This window comes from Mesorhizobium sp. M7A.F.Ca.AU.002.02.1.1, from assembly GCF_003998535.1.
GTDB lineage: Bacteria > Pseudomonadota > Alphaproteobacteria > Rhizobiales > Rhizobiaceae > Mesorhizobium > Mesorhizobium ciceri.
This window is the reverse complement of record NZ_RZPB01000032.1, coordinates 1-18673: the sequence shown is the minus strand read 5'-3', so window position 1 is coordinate 18673 and position 18673 is coordinate 1. Positions and strand designations below refer to the sequence as shown.

General features: G+C 63.6%; 16 protein-coding genes. 10 read left to right on the top strand and 6 right to left on the bottom strand.

What is annotated here, in order from left to right; all coding sequences use genetic code 11:
- The 5 genes from EN879_RS04000 to EN879_RS03980 form a co-directional block, all read right to left on the bottom strand.
- Positions 1–126: 3-hydroxyacyl-CoA dehydrogenase NAD-binding domain-containing protein (locus EN879_RS04000; protein ID WP_245493791.1), on the bottom strand; the 126-nt coding region annotated here is incomplete at its 3' end.
- Between the two features lie 10 nt (positions 127–136).
- Complete coding sequence (locus EN879_RS03995) at positions 137–943, bottom strand: SDR family oxidoreductase (RefSeq protein ID WP_024502463.1); 807 nt, start codon at positions 941–943, stop codon at positions 137–139.
- Between the two features lie 13 nt (positions 944–956).
- Complete coding sequence (locus EN879_RS03990) at positions 957–3041, bottom strand: ABC transporter permease (RefSeq protein ID WP_063167525.1); 2085 nt, start codon at positions 3039–3041, stop codon at positions 957–959.
- The gene (locus EN879_RS03985) at positions 3038–4570 is read right to left on the bottom strand and encodes a sugar ABC transporter ATP-binding protein (protein ID WP_063167524.1); all 1533 of its coding nucleotides are present in this window, start codon (positions 4568–4570) and stop codon (positions 3038–3040) included. Before EN879_RS03985 ends, EN879_RS03990 begins: the two co-directional genes overlap by 4 nt.
- 79 nt (positions 4571–4649) lie before the next feature.
- Positions 4650–5777, bottom strand: coding sequence for a sugar ABC transporter substrate-binding protein (locus EN879_RS03980; protein ID WP_013533052.1), 1128 nt, complete (start codon positions 5775–5777; stop codon positions 4650–4652).
- A gap of 220 nt (positions 5778–5997) precedes the next feature.
- Here EN879_RS03980 and EN879_RS03975 point away from each other — a divergent pair, with 220 nt between their 5' ends.
- From EN879_RS03975 to EN879_RS03935, 8 genes are all read left to right on the top strand, one after another.
- On the top strand, positions 5998–6672 hold the full coding sequence (locus EN879_RS03975; protein WP_013533053.1) for a GntR family transcriptional regulator: 675 nt from the start codon (positions 5998–6000) through the stop codon (positions 6670–6672).
- A gap of 303 nt (positions 6673–6975) precedes the next feature.
- Positions 6976–7803, top strand: a complete 828-nt coding sequence (locus tag EN879_RS03965) for a phosphogluconate dehydrogenase C-terminal domain-containing protein (protein WP_063167523.1) — start codon at positions 6976–6978, stop codon at positions 7801–7803.
- A 317-nt stretch (positions 7804–8120) separates the two neighbouring features.
- A complete protein-coding gene (locus EN879_RS03960; protein WP_024502459.1) occupies positions 8121–9062 on the top strand; it encodes a D-ribose ABC transporter substrate-binding protein in 942 nt (313 codons plus the stop codon).
- A 93-nt stretch (positions 9063–9155) separates the two neighbouring features.
- A complete protein-coding gene (locus EN879_RS03955) occupies positions 9156–9800 on the top strand; it encodes a DUF2291 family protein (protein ID WP_027163941.1) in 645 nt (214 codons plus the stop codon).
- On the top strand, positions 9797–11353 hold the full coding sequence (locus EN879_RS03950) for a sugar ABC transporter ATP-binding protein (protein ID WP_027163942.1): 1557 nt from the start codon (positions 9797–9799) through the stop codon (positions 11351–11353). The genes EN879_RS03955 and EN879_RS03950 overlap by 4 nt, the downstream gene beginning before the upstream one ends.
- Positions 11346–12410 (top strand): ABC transporter permease, encoded by a 1065-nt coding sequence (locus EN879_RS03945; RefSeq protein WP_032809713.1) that lies wholly within the window; start codon positions 11346–11348, stop codon positions 12408–12410. Before EN879_RS03950 ends, EN879_RS03945 begins: the two co-directional genes overlap by 8 nt.
- Before the next feature lie 2 nt (positions 12411–12412).
- Complete coding sequence (locus EN879_RS03940) at positions 12413–13447, top strand: Gfo/Idh/MocA family oxidoreductase (RefSeq protein ID WP_063167522.1); 1035 nt, start codon at positions 12413–12415, stop codon at positions 13445–13447.
- Positions 13444–15282 carry a hypothetical protein gene (locus EN879_RS03935; protein ID WP_063167521.1) on the top strand — a complete coding sequence of 613 codons (1839 nt, stop codon included), beginning with the start codon at positions 13444–13446 and terminating at the stop codon, positions 15280–15282. Before EN879_RS03940 ends, EN879_RS03935 begins: the two co-directional genes overlap by 4 nt.
- Positions 15283–15284: 2 nt before the next feature.
- Here EN879_RS03935 and EN879_RS03930 read toward each other — a convergent pair whose 3' ends face one another.
- Positions 15285–15998, bottom strand: a complete 714-nt coding sequence (locus tag EN879_RS03930; RefSeq protein ID WP_063167520.1) for a transcriptional regulator NanR — start codon at positions 15996–15998, stop codon at positions 15285–15287.
- Between the two features lie 174 nt (positions 15999–16172).
- Between EN879_RS03930 and oiaX the strand changes: the two genes are divergently transcribed.
- A complete protein-coding gene (oiaX, locus tag EN879_RS03925) occupies positions 16173–17423 on the top strand; it encodes a 3-oxo-isoapionate-4-phosphate decarboxylase OiaX (protein WP_063167519.1) in 1251 nt (416 codons plus the stop codon).
- Between the two features lie 4 nt (positions 17424–17427).
- On the top strand, positions 17428–18673 hold a 1246-nt coding region (locus EN879_RS03920), incomplete at its 3' end, for a four-carbon acid sugar kinase family protein (protein WP_164774310.1).

The following is an 18673-nucleotide window of genomic DNA, read 5'->3' as shown; positions in this document are numbered from 1 at the left end:
GTCGCGGGCTCCACCTGGGGCAGTGGGCGACTGGTCCCACATCCGCACGTCATGGCCGGCGCGGGCGAAGCTGATCGCCCAGGCCCGCCCGATGAACCCGCTTCCGACGATCGCGACATTGGCCATGGTTTGTTCCTCAAAGTGTTTCGACGTTGCCGTCGACGCCGAGCGACTGGCCGGAAATGTTGATCCCCGCATCGGAGAGCAGGAAGGCGACCATCGACGCGACATCATAGGGGCTGGTCATGCGACGCAGCGAGATGTTCTGCAGATAGCGCCCGGTCATCTCCTCGTGGCTGATACCGACCTGCTTGGCGCGCGCCGAGATAACACCTTCGATGCGGGGGCCCTCGATGATGCCGGGCAGGATGGCGTTGACCCTGATGGCGTGCGGCCCGAGCTCTTTGGCCAAGCTTTGCGTGAAACCGATGACACCGAACTTGGCCGCCGAATAGGGTGTGCGGAAGGCGTAGCCATGGCGGCCGGCGGCCGACGACATCGAGACGATCGAACCGCCGCCCGCCGCCTTGATCAGCGGCACCGCGCGCCGGGCGCACAGGAACTGGCCGGTCAGGCAGATGTCGATGCAGCGCCGCCAGTCCGCCGGATCGATCTCGTCGACACCGCCGGTCGGCCCGGCAATGCCGGCATTGTTGATCAGCGCATCGAGCCCGCCGAGTTTTTTCTCGACCGCCTCGAACAGACGGTCGACGTCCTCGTCGCGCGAGACGTCGGCCTTGACCGCCGCGACCAGGTCGATCTTGCTGGGAGCAGCGGCCAGCGCCTCGTCGGAAACGTCGCAGACGACGATGCGGGCGCCGAGGCGTGACAGCGTGTCGGCTATGGCAAACCCGATGCCGCCTGCGCCCGCCGTCACCAGCACGCGCTGGCCTTTCAGCCCGGTCAAAAATTCGTCCGCCGATGCCGGCGCCCTTGTGCTCATGGTCATGTCCTTCTCATTGCAGCCGCCGTTCGCGCAGCGCCATGACGGCGCCCAGAACGACCAGTCCGTAAAGAATTGCCCTCGTGGCATAGGGAAGCGTGGTGCCGGCGAGCAGCATCTGCAGTGCCGTCAGCAACAACACGCCGCCGAGCATGCCGAGATAGTGGCCGCGCCCGCCGGTGATCAGCGCGCCGCCGACCACCACCACGGCGATCGACGGCAATAGATAGTCGTCGCCCATGCCGAGGCTCGCCTGACCCGAAAAGCCGGTCAGCATGACGCCGACAACAGCCGCGCAGACGGCCGAAAGCATGTAGACCAGGATCAGCGTGCGCTCGACGCCGATGCCCGACAAGCGCGCCGCGCGCAGCCCGTTGCCGATGCCGTAGACGCGCCTTCCGAACGGGGTGCGGCCAAGCAGGAGTACCGCTGCGACGACAAAGACGACCATCAGCAGCACGATTGGAGTCAGCAGGCCGGCGAGCTTGGCCGTCATGACCCAGCGCAGCATCGGCGAGGAAAACCCGGCCGGCGTTCCCTGCGAATAGAGCAGCGCACAGCCTTGCAGAATGCCGTTGGTGGCGAGCGTCATGACGATCGGCGAGATGCCGAGATAGACGATGCCGAAACCATTGGCGAAGCCGATGGCGCAGGCCATCACCAGGACGACCGGCAAGGCGTAGACAAGGGCGGCGTCGGAGCCGTTGACCATGCCCGCCAGGATGATGCCGGAGATGCCGATCGTCCACGGCACGGAGAGATCGAGGCCTCCGGTCAGGATGACGGTTCCCTGTCCGAGCGCCAGGACGGCTAGGAAGGAGGATAGCACCAGCAGCGAATTCCAATAGCCCGGATTGAGGATGGCGCGGCCGAGCCAGATCTGGGTGACAAGCACGATGAGCAGCAGGCAGACATAGGCCGGCAGCGCATAGCGCAGCGTTTCCGCATTGCGCAGATGGAAGGCAGGGCGCGGCGATGCCGGACTGCGCTGGGCATGGGCTGGCTCGGCGATCTTGAGACGCCGGTCCACGCGCTCGAGTTGCGAGGGCAATATGCCGGCGCGCCAGGCGGCGAGCCGGGCACGCGCGGCGCGCAGTTGCACGGCAAGCACCGATGCATGCGAGATCGAGCCGGCAAGTGCCGCCAGTACCAGAATGGTGCCTTCGGCGATGGTCGCATAATAGGCCGATACGTTGAGCACCAGCAGGATGTTCACCACGATCATCAGGATAAAGGCGCCGAAGACAGAGCCCACCGGGCCGCCCTGCCCGCCACCGAGGCGCGTGCCGCCGACGACGACCGCCGCGAACATCGACAAGAGCAGCGGATTGCCGACCAGCGGATCGCCGCTGCCGGTCTGGGCGCTGATGAACACGCCGGCAAGGCCATAGCAGCCGCCGGCGATGACATAGACGGCAAAGCGCACCAGAACGACATTGATGCCGACGGAAGCGGCCGACTCCGGATCGCTGCCAAGCGCGTAGAGTGCTGTGCCGAAGCGGGTTCCCTTCAGCCAGAACCAGGCGAGCAGGACGACACCGATCACCACCAGCGGCATCGGCAGCCAGCCGGCGATCGCGTCGCCGAGATAGAAGGTGCCGAGATCGGGCGACACGAAGCCGCCGGGCTTGTCCATCACCAGCAGCGTGACACCTTGCAGGATGAACATGGTGGACAGCGTCACCACGATCGGCTGCATGCGCAGCACCGCGATGAAGAAGCCGTTGAAGGCGCCCACCGCCATGCCGACGCCGATGCCGACGGTGGTCCACAGGAGGATGCTTGCGCCTGGCGCCATCGGATCCATGCTCGATGCCAGCACGGCATTGACCAGCGATATCACCGCGCCGGCGGACAGGTCGAAGCCGCCCGACAGGATCACGATCGTCTGGCCGATCGCCGCGAGCGCCGAGGTGGCGCCGCCGCTCGACAGGAACGACACATCGAAATAGGTCAGCGGCCCAGCGCTGATCCAGTCGACGACGAAGAGCAGGATCGCCAGGACGGCCGCGGCGATCAGCGCGCCGCGATTGCGCACCAGCGCACGGCGCAGTCCGAAGCCGCCGGGAACAGGGGATGAGGCTGCTGCGCTGCTCATGCGGCGGCTTCCCCGGCATGGCCGAGCGCCGGGCGCATGATGGCCGGTTCGGTGATAGCGTCGCCTTCGAGTTCGGCGGCGATGCGCCCGTCATAGAGGACCAGCACCCTGTCGCATTGGTGAACGAGTTCGGGGATCTCCGTCGAGTGCAGCAGGATCGAACCGCCCGAAGCCACGTAGTTTCGCATCATCACATAAAGCTCGTGCTTGGTGCCAACGTCGATGCCTCGGGTGGGATCGAACAACAGCAGGATGCGGCTCTGCGCCACCAGCCACTTGGCGATGGCGATCTTCTGCTGGTTGCCGCCGGAAAACGCACCGGCCCGCGTCCACAGCGCGCGGCGGTCGACCTCGACAGTGGCGAATGCCGCCTCGACGGAGCGGGTCTCGGCTTGCGCGTCGACAAGGCCTAGCCGTGTGAAGCGCGATATCACCGGCAGCGTGGCGTTCTGGCTGCCCGACAATTTCAGGAACAGGCCTTCGGATTTGCGGTCTTCCGGCACCAGGCCGATGGCCATGTTGGGGCGCAAGGCATCGGCCGGCGAACCGAGCCAGACCTTGCGGCCGTCGACGAGGATGTGGCCGCGCTCGATCTCGGCCATGCCAAAGCAGGCCAGGAACAGGTCCTGCTGGCCCATGCCTTGCAACCCGGCGACGCCGAGGATTTCGCCCTTGCGCAGATCGAAGCCGGCGCCGTCGAGCTTGCGTCCGACCTTGAGGTCGCGCACGCCCAGAACCGGCGGACCGAAGGCCTGGGCGCTGTCCGGCTTGGGCGGAAAGGTCTGCTCGATGCTGCGGCCGATGATCTTTTCGATGACGTCGGCATCCGAGACATCGGCGACCGGCGCGGTGACGATGTGGCGGCCGTTTCTCAGGATCGTCAGCGTGTCGCAAAAAGCGCGGACCTCGCGCATGCGGTGGGTGATGAAGACGATGGTGGTACCCGCCGTCTTCAGCCTGGCGATGATGTCGCCCAGCCAGTCGACGTCGCGTCCGGCGAGCGTCGAGGTCGGTTCGTCGAGCAAAAGGATGCGCGGCTTGCGGTAGACGGCGCGCGCGATCTCGATCTTCTGGCGCACCGAAAGCTCGAGCTCGCTCACCTCGGCATCGAGATCGACGGAAAAACCGAGATCTTCGATATGGCGGCGGACGGCCTTGCGGGCGGCACCGCGGCGGATCAGGCCGGAGATGCCGACGGGGGCGTAAGGCAGCAGCATGTTGTCGAGCACGGAGAGATCGCGCACCAGGGTCATCTCCTGGAATGCTGTCTGCATGCCGAGCGCATGTGCTGCGCGCGGTGCGCCGTAAGCGATCTCCTTGCCGAAGACACGGACATGGCCTTGGCTCGGCCGGACCAGCCCGGACAGCAGCTTCACCAGTGTCGACTTGCCGGCTCCGTTTTCACCGAGCAGGGCATGGACGCTGCCGGGCGCGATCGCAAACGACACGCCGTCCAGCGCGACGGTCGGGCCGAACGCCTTGCTGATGCCGTCGATCTCGACGGCGGGGAGCTCGGAGTGTTCTGTCATTGTCCTCGATCGCCGGCTTGGCATGGATTGACGACGCACGGACAGTTGTCCGTGCATCGTCACACGGGCCTTGGGAGGCTTAGTTCTCCGGTTGTCCGACGAGGGCAGCATTAAGGCCGACCTCGGGTGTCTGGTCCGAGAAGATCGAGGCAAACCAGCCCGGATTGGAGACCAGCGACGGCTTGAAGGCGTTGCAGCCGGCCTTCATCTCCGCCCATGTGCCTTCGTCGCACAGCTTGATCGTCTCATTGGTAACGACCGGCAGCGGCAGGATGGTGGTCTTCGGCACGTCCTTGCCTTCGATCGCCTCGACGGCAAGCTTCAGCGCCAGCGCACCCGAATAAGGCGGCGAGGCATAGGAAATGCGTTGTGCGCCCGCCGGTGCATAAGGAGGAGCGGCACCTTCGACTTCGGTGCCCTCCGGCAGCATCTGGATGCGGCCGCCATTGGAACCTTCGCCGGCGCAAGGCAGGAGTTCGCTGGTCTTCTTGCCAGCCTCGAGCTGCATCGAGTTGGCGGTGAAGCAGCCGACCTGCATCCACAGTCCGTTGATGTCGTCCCAATTGCGGGTGGCCAGGATTTTCGAAAGTTCGGTGCGGGCGACCGCCTGGCTCCACATGCCGACAGCCTCGCCGACGATCTTGATATCAGGATACTTGGCGAAGACTTCCTTGGCGGCCTTTGTCCGCTGATCGTCAACGGATGTTCCCGGGACGCCCGTGATGGCGATGATGTTGCCCTTGCCATTGAGCTTCTTGACCAGCCATTCGGCGGTCACCCTGCCCGCTTCCAGCTGGTCTATGTGGACGTTGTAGGCACAAGGCTCGGTGATCTCGGCGTCGTACGCAAAGACCTTCACGCCCTTGTCGCAGGCATTCTTGACGACCTGGTTGAGCGCGGTCGGCGAGATCGGATACACGACAATGGCTTCGGCGCCGCTTTGCACCATTGCGTTGATCTGCTGAATCTGGCGTTGCGCGTTGGGGCCAGCGACCTGGACCTGCAGGTCGACCTTGTCGGCCAGGCTCTTATGAGCGGCCATGGCCTTGACCATATTGGCCGCCTCCGCCTGCCAATCATTGCCGATGTAGCTCATGCTGAGAAAGATCTTGTGCTTCTCGGCGGCCTGCGCGGCGGACAGGCCGAAGGCGCACGCAGCCATGCCGGCCAGCAGCGCGAGCCGCCGGACTTTCGATCCGATACCCATGTGGAACTCCTCCCAAACAGAACGACCAAATGCCTCCCAAGGGCACAAAACGTAAACCCTTGTCATTCGATGCCAGCGACCGTATCATGATTTGATCAAATATCAATGATGAAATCGTTTATATCAAAACGGGCTATGTCGGCCGCTTGACGTGGCACCACGAACCTTGCATTCCGGCACAAGCAATAGTGTCGCCCATGGGCGGGAAGGTTGACCGGAGATGGCTGGATCGGCGTTCAGGAAGCCTGGTGTCGAGATCATTCCACTGTCCAAGGAAACTCTGCAGGACCGGGTCTACAACCAGGTCACCGAACTGATTCTCGACGGCAGCATCGTGCCGGGCGAGATGGTCACGGTTCAGAGCCTCGCCGACGCCTTTGGCGTCAGTCCGATGCCGGTCAGGGAAGCGCTGCGGCGCCTGACGGCAGCCAACGCGCTGACGGTAGTATCCGGGCGCTCCATTGGTATTCCGGCGCTCAGCCGCGAGCGGCTCACCGATTTGCGAAATGTACGTTTTGAGATAGAGGCCATCGCCGCCGGCTGGGCCTCACAGAACCGCAGTGATGCGGATCTTGCGATTTTCGCGCGCGATCTGGACTCACTGGAACGCGCGAATGGCGCGGACGACGTAAAGGCCTATCTCAGGGCGAATTATACCTTCCACTTCGCAATCTACCGAGCAGCGGGATCCGAAACCCTGCTCAAGATCATCAAGGATCTATGGCTGCAGATCAGCCCCTATTTCAATATGCTGCATGGATCCTACTCGACCGCGAACACATACCATCAACAGATGTTTGCGGCCCTGCGCGACCGGGACGAGCAGGCAGTTCAGGCGGCGGTTCGCGGCGATATCGATGCGGCTTTCGACATGCTGGTCGATCTTTTGAAGTAGCGCCCGGCCCGACCTCCGACCCCTATCACATGCCTCCTATTTCTGGGGATGGCAGAGCAGCGCTCATGCGCACTCAGCGGGCAAGCGCGGGCTTCTTCTGGTGATCTAGAGATCATATCCCGAGCGCGTCATCCATGGTTCTCGTGCTTGAGCTTGCGAGGGCGGCAGCCGATGACGCGGCGAAGCACATGACCCGCATCCTCATTGTCATTATCGGATTGCCAAAATGTGGTAGCGTGATTATACCAGTTGATCAGTTGACGACGGGCGATACCGTCCGCTGAGATCAGGAGTAGTGACCAAATGACAACGATTGCGCTGTTCGGTGCCGGTGGGAAAATGGGCTACCGCCTGTCGACCAATTTTCGCGGGTCGCCCTACACAATACGCCATGTCGAGGTCAGCGATGCCGGCCGCGAACGGCTGAAGACCGGGCTGGGTTTCGATACTGTCAGCGCCGACGAAGCGCTCAAGGGCGCCGATGTGGTGATCCTGGCCGTTCCCGACACGCATATCGGCAAGGTGGCGACCAGCATCGAGAGCAAGCTGGCGCCGGGCACCATGGTGGTGGTGCTCGACGCGGCGGCACCCTTCGCCGGCCACCTGCCGAATCGACCGGACCTCACCTATTTCGTCACCCACCCCTGCCATCCGCCGATCTTCAACGACGAAACAGATATGGCGGCAAAGAAGGACTATTTCGGCGGCGTCAAGGCCAAGCAGCATATGGTCAGCGCCTTGATGCAGGGGCCGGAAGAGGATTACGCCAAGGGCGAGGCGATCGCGAAGATCATCTGGGCGCCGGTCATGCGTTCGCACCGCGTCAGCGTCGAACAGATGGCGCTGCTGGAACCCGGGCTTTCGGAGACGGTGTGCGCCTCGCTGCTGGTGGTCATGAAGGAAGCCGTCGACGAGGTCGTGGCACGCGGCGTCGACCAGCAGGCGGCGCTCGACTTCCTGCTCGGCCATATGAACGTGCTGGGCGCCGTCATTTTCGGCGAGACCAAGGGCGTTTTCTCGGATGCCTGCAACAAGGCGATCGAGTTCGGCAAGCCGGTGCTGATGCGGGACGACTGGAAGCGCGTGTTCGAGCCGGAAGAGATCGCCGCCAGCATTCAGCGTATCACCTGAAGAGGAGAGGCGCTGCCGCCGCGACGTCGCCGTACCGTTGCCGACGCTCGGCATCGTAGCTCATCAGGTACATATCACCTGAATTCGTGGTTGACTCATCATACCAGTTGGCTTAGCTGTTCATGGCTCGGATCGACAGGGTTTTGGCAGGAGTACGGTGGGCGAGTGGAGGATGGCTGGGGAGCAACGATCCGTGGAGGGAAGCCGGCAAACGGCTCTTTAGCCCCGAAGCGATCCGCCGCCCGCGCCGCCTGACGAATTCGGATGCCGACAGATGCTTTCGGTAACCAAGGCAATTTTTCAAACGGGAGGACTTCATGAAACTTACACGCAGAATGACGCTTGCGGCTTTCGCCGGCATGCTGGCGCTTGGCACGGCCGTGCCCGCCTATGCGGCGGATCTCATTGCCATCATCACGCCCTCGCACGACAATCCGTTCTTCAAGGCGGAAGCCGTCGGCGCCGAAGCCAAGGCCAAGGAACTCGGCTACGAGGCGCTGGTGCTGGTCCATGACGACGACGCCAACAAGCAGTCCGAGCTGATCGACACCGCGATCGGCCGCGGCGCCAAGGCGATCATCCTCGACAATGCCGGCGCCGACGCCACCGTCGCCGCGGTACAGAAGGCCAAGGACGCAGGCATTCCGTCCTTCCTGATCGACCGCGAGATCAACGCCACCGGCGTCGCCGTCGCGCAGATCGTCTCCAATAACTACCAGGGCGCCCAGCTCGGCGCGCAGGAATTCGTCAAGCTGATGGGCGAGAAGGGCAATTTCGTCGAGCTGGTCGGCAAGGAATCCGACACCAATGCCGGCATTCGTTCCAAGGGTTATCACGACGTCATCGACGACTATCCGGACCTGAAGATGGTCGCCCAGCAGTCGGCCAACTGGAGCCAGACGGAAGCCTATTCCAAGATGGAATCGATCCTGCAGGCCAACCCCGACATCAAGGGCGTGATCTCCGGCAACGATACGATGGCGATGGGCGCCTATGCGGCACTTGCCGCGGCGAACCGCAAGGATGTCATCGTCGTCGGCTTCGACGGATCGAACGATGTTCGCGACTCCATCACCTCGGGCGGCATCAAGGCAACGGTGCTGCAGCCCGCCTTCGCGCAGGCGCAGATGGCGGTCGAGCAGGCCAACGACTTCATCAAGAACAAGAAGTCGCCGGCCAAGGAAAAGCAATTGATGGACTGCGTTCTGGTCAATGGCGACAATGCCGCCAAGCTGGAGACCTTCGCGCTGACGAACTGAGCCAGCGTGATTTGAATAGCGAGGGGCGAACCCAGGATCGCCCCTCGCCGCCATTTTCCGTGGGCCGCCCACGATGCTGAACGACAGGCCGCCATGCTGAACACCAAGCCGAACTGGCCGATCCTTACCGTGATGGTCGGCATCAGCCTGACCGCCTGCAAGATCCTGCCGACGAAATCGGACGACGGCAACAACGCTGCCACCTTCAATCCAGACAAGATGGTCGAAGAGATATGGGCGGCAAAGGTCGTGCCCTATCTCCAGCAGAAAGCCGGACCGTTTGCGCAGGTTCACACACTGGCGACAACCGACCCAGCGGCTGCCGGCGCCAAATACGGCAATCCGAACAAGCAGGCGAATTCGCCTTGGACTTTCGCGGTTCGGCTGGAAGGCAAGATTATCGCGGCCAACACACAGTCGCGTGCGGCAACGGTCGACGTCGATGTCGACGGCGACGGCAAAGCCGATGCACGGGTGCAGATCGGACCGGCGGTGCGCGGTACCGCGCTGCGCGACAGCCTGGACTTCATCCAGTTCAACGACTTCACCAACCAGATCGACTTCGCCCAGTTCGGCAAGGCTTTCAACGCTTATGCCGACAAGACGGTGCTTTCCAAGCTGCCGCGCGAGGCGCTGGAAGGCCGCAGTGCCAAGGTGCTCGGCGCCTATACGCTGGGGAGCGGCCAGGACCTGCCGCTGGTGACGCCGGCGGAGGCAGAGATCGGGCCGAAGCCATGAGCGCGATCGCGGAGCGCGAAATCATTCTGAAGCTCGAGGACGTCTCCAAGGTCTATTCCGGCACCGTTGCGGTCAAGCGCGCCAATTTCGAGGTGCGCAAGGGCGCGGTCAACGTGCTGGTCGGCGAGAACGGCGCCGGCAAGTCGACGCTGATGAAGATCATCGCCGGTGTCGAACGGCCGACCGCCGGCCGCATCCTGCTGGAAGGCGAAGAGGTTTCCTTCTCGTCATCCGGTGACGCGGTGAACCGTGGCATCGGCATGGTGTTCCAGGAGCTGAACCTGTTCGGCAATATGAGCGTCGCCGAGAATATTTTCGCCACCCGAGAAATCACCAACCGCTTCGGCAAAATCGACCACGCGCAACAGGAAAACCGCGCTGCGGAATTTCTGGAACGCCTACAGGCCGGCATCCGGCCCGACATGCTGGTCGAGGATCTGCGCATCGGCCAGCAGCAGCTGGTCGAGATCGCCAAGGCGGTTTCGCTCGATGCACGCATCCTGATCATGGACGAGCCGACCTCGGCGCTGAGTGCTGCGGAAGTCGAGATCCTGTTCAAGGTGATCGCCGACCTCAAGGCGCGCGGCGTGGCGATCGTCTACATTTCGCACCGGCTCGAAGAGCTGATCCGCATCGGCGACTACATCACCGTGCTGCGTGACGGCCGCATCACCGGCCAGGAAGAGATGAAGAACGTCGACACGCAGTGGATCGTTCGCCAGATGATCGGCTCCGACGCCAAGGACTTCGCCAAGGCCGACGGCCATCTTCCGGGCGAAGAGATTTTTCGTGCCGAGGAGATCTGCCTGCCTCGTGCCACCGGCGGACTTGCCGTCGACCATGTGTCGTTGTCGCTGCGTGCCGGCGAGATCCTCGGCATATACGGCTTGATGGGCGCCGGGCGCAGCGAACTGTTCGACTGCATCATGGGCCGCCACGGCCATTCGACCGGCGACATCTTCATTGGCGGTAGAAAGGTCAAGGAGCGCGATACGACGCGGCGCATCCGGCGCGGGCTGGCGCTGATCCCCGAGGATCGCCAGCGCGAAGGGCTTGTCTCGATCCTTTCGGTCGCCAGCAATTTGACGCTGGCCAGCCTGTCGCGCTTTGCCCGCCTGTTCCACATCCGTGGCGCTGACGAAAGGCAGGCGGTGACGCAGGTGGTGCGGGAGTTGGCGATCAGGGTCGCCGACCCGGCGCAAGAGGTGTCGTCGCTGTCGGGCGGCAACCAGCAGAAGGTGGTGATCGGCAAGGCGCTGCTCACCGGGCCCAAGGTGCTGCTGATGGACGAGCCCAGCCGAGGCATCGATGTCGGCGCCAAGGCCGACGTCTTCCGCACCATGCGCAAACTGTCGCGCGATGGATTGGGCATTCTCTTCGCCACCTCGGATCTCGATGAGGTGATGGCGCTGTCAGACCGCATTGCGGTGATGAGCAACGGAAAACTGACGGGCATGTTCGATCGCTCCGAGGCGACGGAGGCAGCCCTTGTCTCCGCCTCGGCACTTGGCCACGGGCCGACCCCGCACACGGAGAAAACCGCCCATGACTGACATCCCGGCCAAGGCGGCTGTCCCCTCCGTCTCGAGCGGCTCGCTGCTGCTGACGCTGATGAAGGCGAGAACCTTCATCGCGCTCATCGCCGTCTTGATCTTCTTTTCGATCGCGGCGCCTAATTTCCTGTCGACCGCCAATCTGATCCTGATGTCGAAGCACGTGGCGCTGAATGCGTTCCTGGCGATGGGCATGACCTTCGTCATTATCACCGGCGGCATCGACCTTTCGGTCGGTTCGATCGTCGGCCTGTGCGGTATGGTGGCCGGGTATCTCGTGCTCAACGGCATCGACCTGCAGATCGGCTACACCATCTATTTCAACGTCTTTGAGATCGCGCTGATCACGCTTGCCGTCGGCATATTGATCGGCGCCGTCAACGGCTTGCTGATCACCAGGCTAAACGTCGCGCCGTTCATCGCCACGCTCGGCGTGCTCTATGTCGCGCGCGGCCTGGCGCTGCTGTCGTCGGATGGCCGCACCTTTCCCAACCTCGTCGGCAAGCCGGAGCTTGGCACCACCGGCTTCGGCTTCCTCGGGGCCGGTCGGCTGCTTGGCCTGCCGGTGGCGATCTGGATCCTCATCGTCGTTGCACTGGGAGCCGCCTATCTCGCCAAGTACACGCCACTCGGTCGCCATATCTTCGCCGTCGGCGGCAATGAACGGGCGTCGCGGATTTCGGGCGTCCGGGTCAACATGGTCAAGATGTTCGTCTATATGTTCTCCGGTTTCTGCGCGGCGATCGTCGGCCTGATCATCTCGTCCGAGCTGATGGCCTCGCATCCGGCGACGGGCGAAAGCTTCGAGCTCAACGCCATTGCGGCGGCAGTGCTCGGCGGCACCTCGATGTCGGGCGGCCGCGGCACGATCGGCGGCACCATCGTCGGCGCCTTCGTCATCGGCATTCTTTCGGACGGGTTGGTGATGATGGGCGTGAGTTCGTTCTGGCAGATGGTGATCAAGGGCCTCGTCATCATCGTCGCCGTCGTCGTCGACCAGGCACAGCGCCGGCTTCAGCAACGTGTCACCTTGATGCAGATGGCAAAGGCAGGCTGAGCATGGCGGAACTGCGGGGAGCGCTGATCGGCTGCGGCTTCTTTGCCGTCAACCAGATGCATGCCTGGCGCGACATAGCGGGCGCCTCGATCATCGCCATCTGCGACCGTGACCCGGAACGGTTGCGGATCGTCGGTGACCAGTTCGGCATTGCGAAGCGCTATACCGATGCGGCGGAACTATTTGCCGGCGAAAGCCTGGACTTCGTCGATATCGCCACCACCGCGCCCAGCCATCGTCCGCTTGTCGAAATGGCGGCCGCCCACCGCGTTCCGGTGATCTGCCAAAAGCCGTTCGCGCCGACGCTTGCCGACGCAAAGGCGATGGTCAAGGCATGCGCGGAAGCCGGCGTTCCGCTGATGGTGCATGAGAATTTTCGCTGGCAGTCACCTATCCAGGCGGTGCGGACCGTGCTCGATAGCGGCGAGATCGGCACGCCCTTCTTCGGGCGTATCTCCTTCCGCTCGGCCTATGACGTGTTTTCCGGTCAGCCCTATCTGGCGACGGGAAAGCGCTTCATCATCGAGGACCTCGGTATCCATATCCTCGATATCGCCCGTTTCCTGCTCGGCGACGTCTCGACCATCACGACACGAATCGCCCGCATCAATCCCGCCATTGCGGGCGAGGATGTGGCGACCATGCTGATGGACCACAAGAGCGGCGCAACCTCCGTGGTCGACTGCAGCTACGCGACCAAGCTCGCCACCGAGCCGTTTCCCGAAACGCTGATCGAGATCGATGGCAGCGACGGCACGATCCGGCTGGCGCAGGGATACCGGCTGACCGTCACCGGCAAGAGCGGCACGGCCGTCACCGACGTCTCGCCGCCGCTGCTGGCCTGGGCGTCGCGGCCCTGGCACAACATCCAGGAAAGCGTCGTAGCCATCCAGCAGCACTGGGTCGACTGCCTGGCAAAGGGGACCGAGCCGGCGACCTCGGGCGCCGACAATCTTAGGACATTCGCGCTGGTCGAGGCCGCCTATGCTGGGGCCGCGAGCCGGCAACCGGTGCAACTCGACGCCTTGCCGAAATGACCGCCGGCACTTTCCTGCTCTACGGCACGCGCGTGGTCGAGGCCGAGCCGGTCAGGCTCAGCGCAGGCTCGCTCAGCGCCGACTTCGTCAACGGCAATCTGCGCACCATCCGCCATGGCGGCACCGAAGTGCTGCGCGCCATCGCCTATATCGTGCGTGACCGCGACTGGGGCACCTATGAGCCAAATTTGACGGACCTGGTGATCGAGCAGGGTGCCGACGCTTTTTCGGTCAGCTATTCGGCAAGCTGCCTGGCCCCCGATGGAAACCGGCTCGGCTTCCGCGCCACCATCAAAGGCTCTGCCGACGGCCGTCTGGTCTTCGACGTCAGCGCCCTTCCCGAAAACGATTTCGAAACCAACCGCTGCGGCTTCTGTATCCTGCACCCGATCGCCGACCTCGCCGGTAGCCCGGTCATGGTCGAGCACACAGACGGCAGCGTGGTGGCGACGAAACTTCCCCAGCTGATCGACCCCTGGCAGCCTTTCAAGGATATCCGCGCCATCTCCCATCAGGTTCGGCCTGGTGTCATCGCTGAGTGCCGGATGGAAGGCGATACTTTCGAAATGGAGGACCAGCGCAACTGGTCGGACGCCTCCTACAAGACCTATGTGCGGCCGCTGGTGCTGCCGTGGCCGTATGTGCTGCCTGCCGGCCAGCCCCTGAGCCAGACGATCAGCCTGCGCATCGCAGGTGAAGGCAAAGCGCCGGCTGCCGCAGTGGCCAGCGAACCGGTCAGGGTCGAACTCGGCGAGGCGGGAGCAAGGCTGCCCGATGTCGGCGTGGTCATCTATCCCGAGGATGTCGAGACGGCGCTGGCGAACCTCTCCACGCTGGCGGCACTCGGCCCACAACAGCTGCTGTTTCACCACGATCCGACGCGCGGCCACGGGCTCGATGCCTTGCGCGCTTTCGCCCGGCTCGCAACTGCCTACGCAGCCGAAACCACCCTCGAATGCGTCGTTGCCTGCGCTGGTGATCTTGACGCCGAGTTGTCCGGCGTCGCCGACCTGGTTCGCCGGGCCGGGCTAAAACTCTCGGCCATTGCCGTGTCGCCGTCGGTCGACCGGCAGTCGACACCGCCGGGCAGCGCGTGGCCGGAATGCCCGCCGCTCGACGACATTTATGCCGCAGCGCGGCGGGCATTCCCCGATATCCGCCTCGGCGGCGGCATGTTCAGCTATTTCACCGAACTCAACCGCAAGCGCGTTCCGGCAGACCAGCTCGATTTCGTCACCCATTGCACCTGCCCGATCGTGCACGCCGCCGACGATCTCAGCGTCATGCAGTCGCTGGAGGCGCTGCCTTTCATCACCCAATCGGCACGGGCTATCTTCGGGGCAAAGCCCTACCGGATCGGACCGTCGACGATTGCCATGCGCCAGAACCCTTATGGCGGAGCGACCAAACCCAATCCCGGGGGACAGCGCATTGCCATGGCCGACAGCGATCCGCGCCATGCCGGCCAGTTCGCGGCGGCTTGGACGGTCGGCTATGCCGCGCGCGTCGCAGCCGCTGGGCTGGAACAGCTCACGCTCTCCAGCTTCACCGGACCGTTCGGCGTGCTGGCGTCATCCGGAGAACCCGTCGCGGAAGGATCGCCCCGGCCGCTCTTCAGAGCCATCAAGGGGCTTTGCGAACTGGCCGGCCTTGCGCATGTGGCCGCAGGGACGAGCGATGAGACCAAGGTGCTGGCGCTGGCTGGACGCTCGGCCTCGGGCGACACTGTCGTGTGGCTGGCGAACCTGACGGCGGACGACGTGCAAGTCGACATTTCAGCTTTTGGCCGAGGCCATCTCGTGATGACGCCTTACGAGATCGTCCGGATCGACTGACGTTATTTTTCGGAGTTCATCACATAGAGCGCGCGCGAGCGTTCGAGATGCTTGATCATCGCCTTCTCGGCGCCATCGGCATCCTTCTTCTCGATGCGGCCGATGATCTCTTCGTGCTCGGTGAGCGTGAACTTTTCCTTGCCGGTCCAGATCAGCATTTCGGTGTGGTATTCCTTCAGCCAGCCGAGCATCGCCTCGCTGACGGCGACATAGATCGGGTTGCCGGAGATCGCGGCGATCTGTGTATGGAACTTCATGTCGGCGGAGATGAAGGCTTCGGAATCGCCGCGAAAGCCGCGCTGTTCGGCAACGGTGGCCCGCAGCCGCAGCACATCCTCGGCGGTGGCCTTTTCGGCGGCTTCCCTGACCATGCCACGCTCGAAGAAGATGCGCGCGGTCTTCAGGTGCTCCAGCGTGTCTTTCGATGACGACAGGATGATCTTGGCGGCGCCGTCGACCTGCTTGATGATCGACTTGGCGGTGAGTTGCAGCACCTTGGCGCGTTCGCCATGCGAGATCGCAACCAGCCCCATATTGCTCAGCGCCTGCATCGCCTCGCGGATCGCGGGGCGGCCGACCTCGAAGCGCTCCATCAGCTCGCGCTCCGAGGGCATGTCGTCGCCTGGCATCAGCTCGCCGCTGGTGATCAGGCGCTTCAGCCGCAAGAAGACCTCATCGGAAAGCTTGCGCCGGACAATCGGTTCCGAACGGTTCATCGCCGCGAATCACTCCCTTGACCCGGCCCTATCTAACACTGCCGCCACAATTCCCGGAATTGCCGTCTGTCGATCCCGCTGCCGGATATGACTTGCAATACTTATGTACTCATTATACCAGATTCGAAACACCAGTGAACCTTTTTCGAACGCCTCGGCTTGAGACAGCGGACCATGATCACCCTCACCTACCGCATCGAAACGCCTGGAAGCATCGAAGCGCTGGCGGCCAAGATCGCCAGCGATCAGTCGACCGGCACCTTCGTAGCGCTGCCCGGCGAGACCGAGGAACTGAAGGCCCGGGTGGCGGCACGTGTGCTGGCGATTCGGCCTCTGCCCGATGCCGAGCGGCCGTCGCTTCCCAATGACGGTAAGGGGCCGTTCAGGCGCGCCGATGTCGACATCGCCTTTCCGTTCGATGCCATCGGCACCGACCTTTCGGCGCTGATGACGATTGCCATCGGCGGCACCTATTCGATCAAGGGCCTTACCGGGATTCGCGTCGTCGACATGAAATTGCCGGAGGAGTATCGCGGGGCACATCCCGGCCCACAGTTCGGTGTCGCCGGCAGCCGCCGGCTGACCAATGTGACTGACCGCCCGATCATCGGCACGATCGTCAAGCCGGCGCTAGGATTGCGGCCGCACGAGACGGCGGCAATGGTGGCGGAACTGATCGCCGCCGGCGTCGACTTCATCAAGGATGACGAGAAGCTGATGAGCCCGGCCTATTCGCCCCTGTCGGAACGGGTGAAGGCAATCATGCCGCTGATCCTCGATCACGAGCAGAAGACCGGCAAGAAGGTGATGTATGCCTTCGGCATTTCGCACGCCGATCCCGACGAGATGATGCGCAACCACGATCTGGTGGCGAAGGCCGGCGGCAATTGTGCTGTTATCAACATCAATTCGATCGGCTTTGGCGGCATGGCATTCCTGAGAAAACGCTCCGGCCTGGTGCTGCATGCTCATCGCAACGGCTGGGACATCCTCACCCGTCACCCCGGCCTCGGCATGGACTTCAAGGTCTGGCAGCAATTCTGGCGACTGCTCGGCGTCGACCAGTTCCAGATCAACGGCATCGCCTCGAAATACTGGGAACCGGATGACTCTTTCGTCGAATCCTTCAAGGCGGTGACGACGCCGATCTTTTCGGCTGGGGACTGCGCATTACCGGTGGCAGGTTCCGGCCAGTGGGGCGGTCAGGCGCCCGAGACATATGCACGAACCGGCCGGACCGTGGATCTTCTCTATCTCTGCGGCGGCGGCATCGTCAGCCATCCGGACGGACCGGGCGCCGGCGTACGTGCCGTGCAGCAAGCCTGGCAATCGGCGGTCGACGGCATTCCGCTGGCCGACTTCGCCTTGAACCATCCCGAACTGGCGCGGTCGATCGAAAAATTCGGCGACGGCAAGGCAGCCTGAGACGATGCAGGACCTGCTTCTCAGCTATTATGGCGACGACCTGACCGGCTCGACCGATGTCATGGAGGCGCTCGAGCTCGGTGGCGTGCCGACCGTGCTGTTCATGCGCCAGCCGGACGCGGCCCTGCTGTCCCGGTTTGGCCATTGCCGGGCGATAGGGCTGGCCGGCACCAGCCGCAGTGAGACGCCGCAATGGATGGACACGCATCTGCGCGATGCCTTCGCCTGGCTGAAGACGCTTAACGCCGAGATTTGCCACTACAAGGTCTGCTCGACCTTCGATTCCAGCCCGACGATCGGCAGCATCGGCCGAGCCATCGAGGTCGGCCGCTCGGTGTTCGCGCAGGATAGCGTGCCGCTGCTGGTCGGCGCGCCGCAGCTCAAGCGCTATACCGCTTTCGGCCATCTGTTCGCGGCCTATCGCGACCAATATTTCCGCATTGATCGCCACCCGGTGATGAGCCGTCACCCGACGACGCCAATGGATGAGTCCGATCTGCTGATCCATCTGTCGCGGCAGACGGCGCTGAGCTCCGGGCTGGTCGATCTTGCGACGCTGCAGTCGGCATCGCGGTCGGCGGCGTTCGATCGCCTGACCGGAAACGGCACCGCCATCGTGCTTGTCGATGTCGACAGTCTGGAGACGCAGGTTTTGGCCGGCAAGGAACTGTGGCGCGTTCGCAAGCCCGGCGGTTCTTTTGTCGTCGGCTCGTCCGGTGTCGAATATGCGCTGCTGGCCGAATGGACGTCGAATGGCGTCGTCAGCGCTGGGCCAGGCTTCACACCGCCGGGCGCTGCCGAGCGGATAGCCGTCGTGTCGGGCAGTTGCTCGCCGACCACCGAACGACAGATCCGGCATGCCCTGACCGACGGTTTCGACGGCATCGAGGTCGATCCGGTCGAACTGGTTTCGGAGGCCTCGCAGCAGGCGATCACGCGCGCAACGGCAAGCGGCCGTGCCAGTCTGCAAGCCGGGCGCAGCGTCATCCTCTACACCGCGCTTGGCCCCACTGCCGACAGGGGCGCCGAAATCGACCGGGAGGAAGGCGCCCGCCACAGGCTTGGCCGCGGCCTCGGAGAAATCCTTCGCAACCTGACGGTGGAACAGAGCCTGCGTCGCGTGGTCATTGCAGGCGGCGACACGTCGAGCCACGCACTCGGCGAGACGGGCGTCGATGCCCTGACAATTCGCATGCCGCTGCCCGCTTCGCCGGGTTCCCCGCTTTGCGTTGCCCACTCGCGCGTCAAGG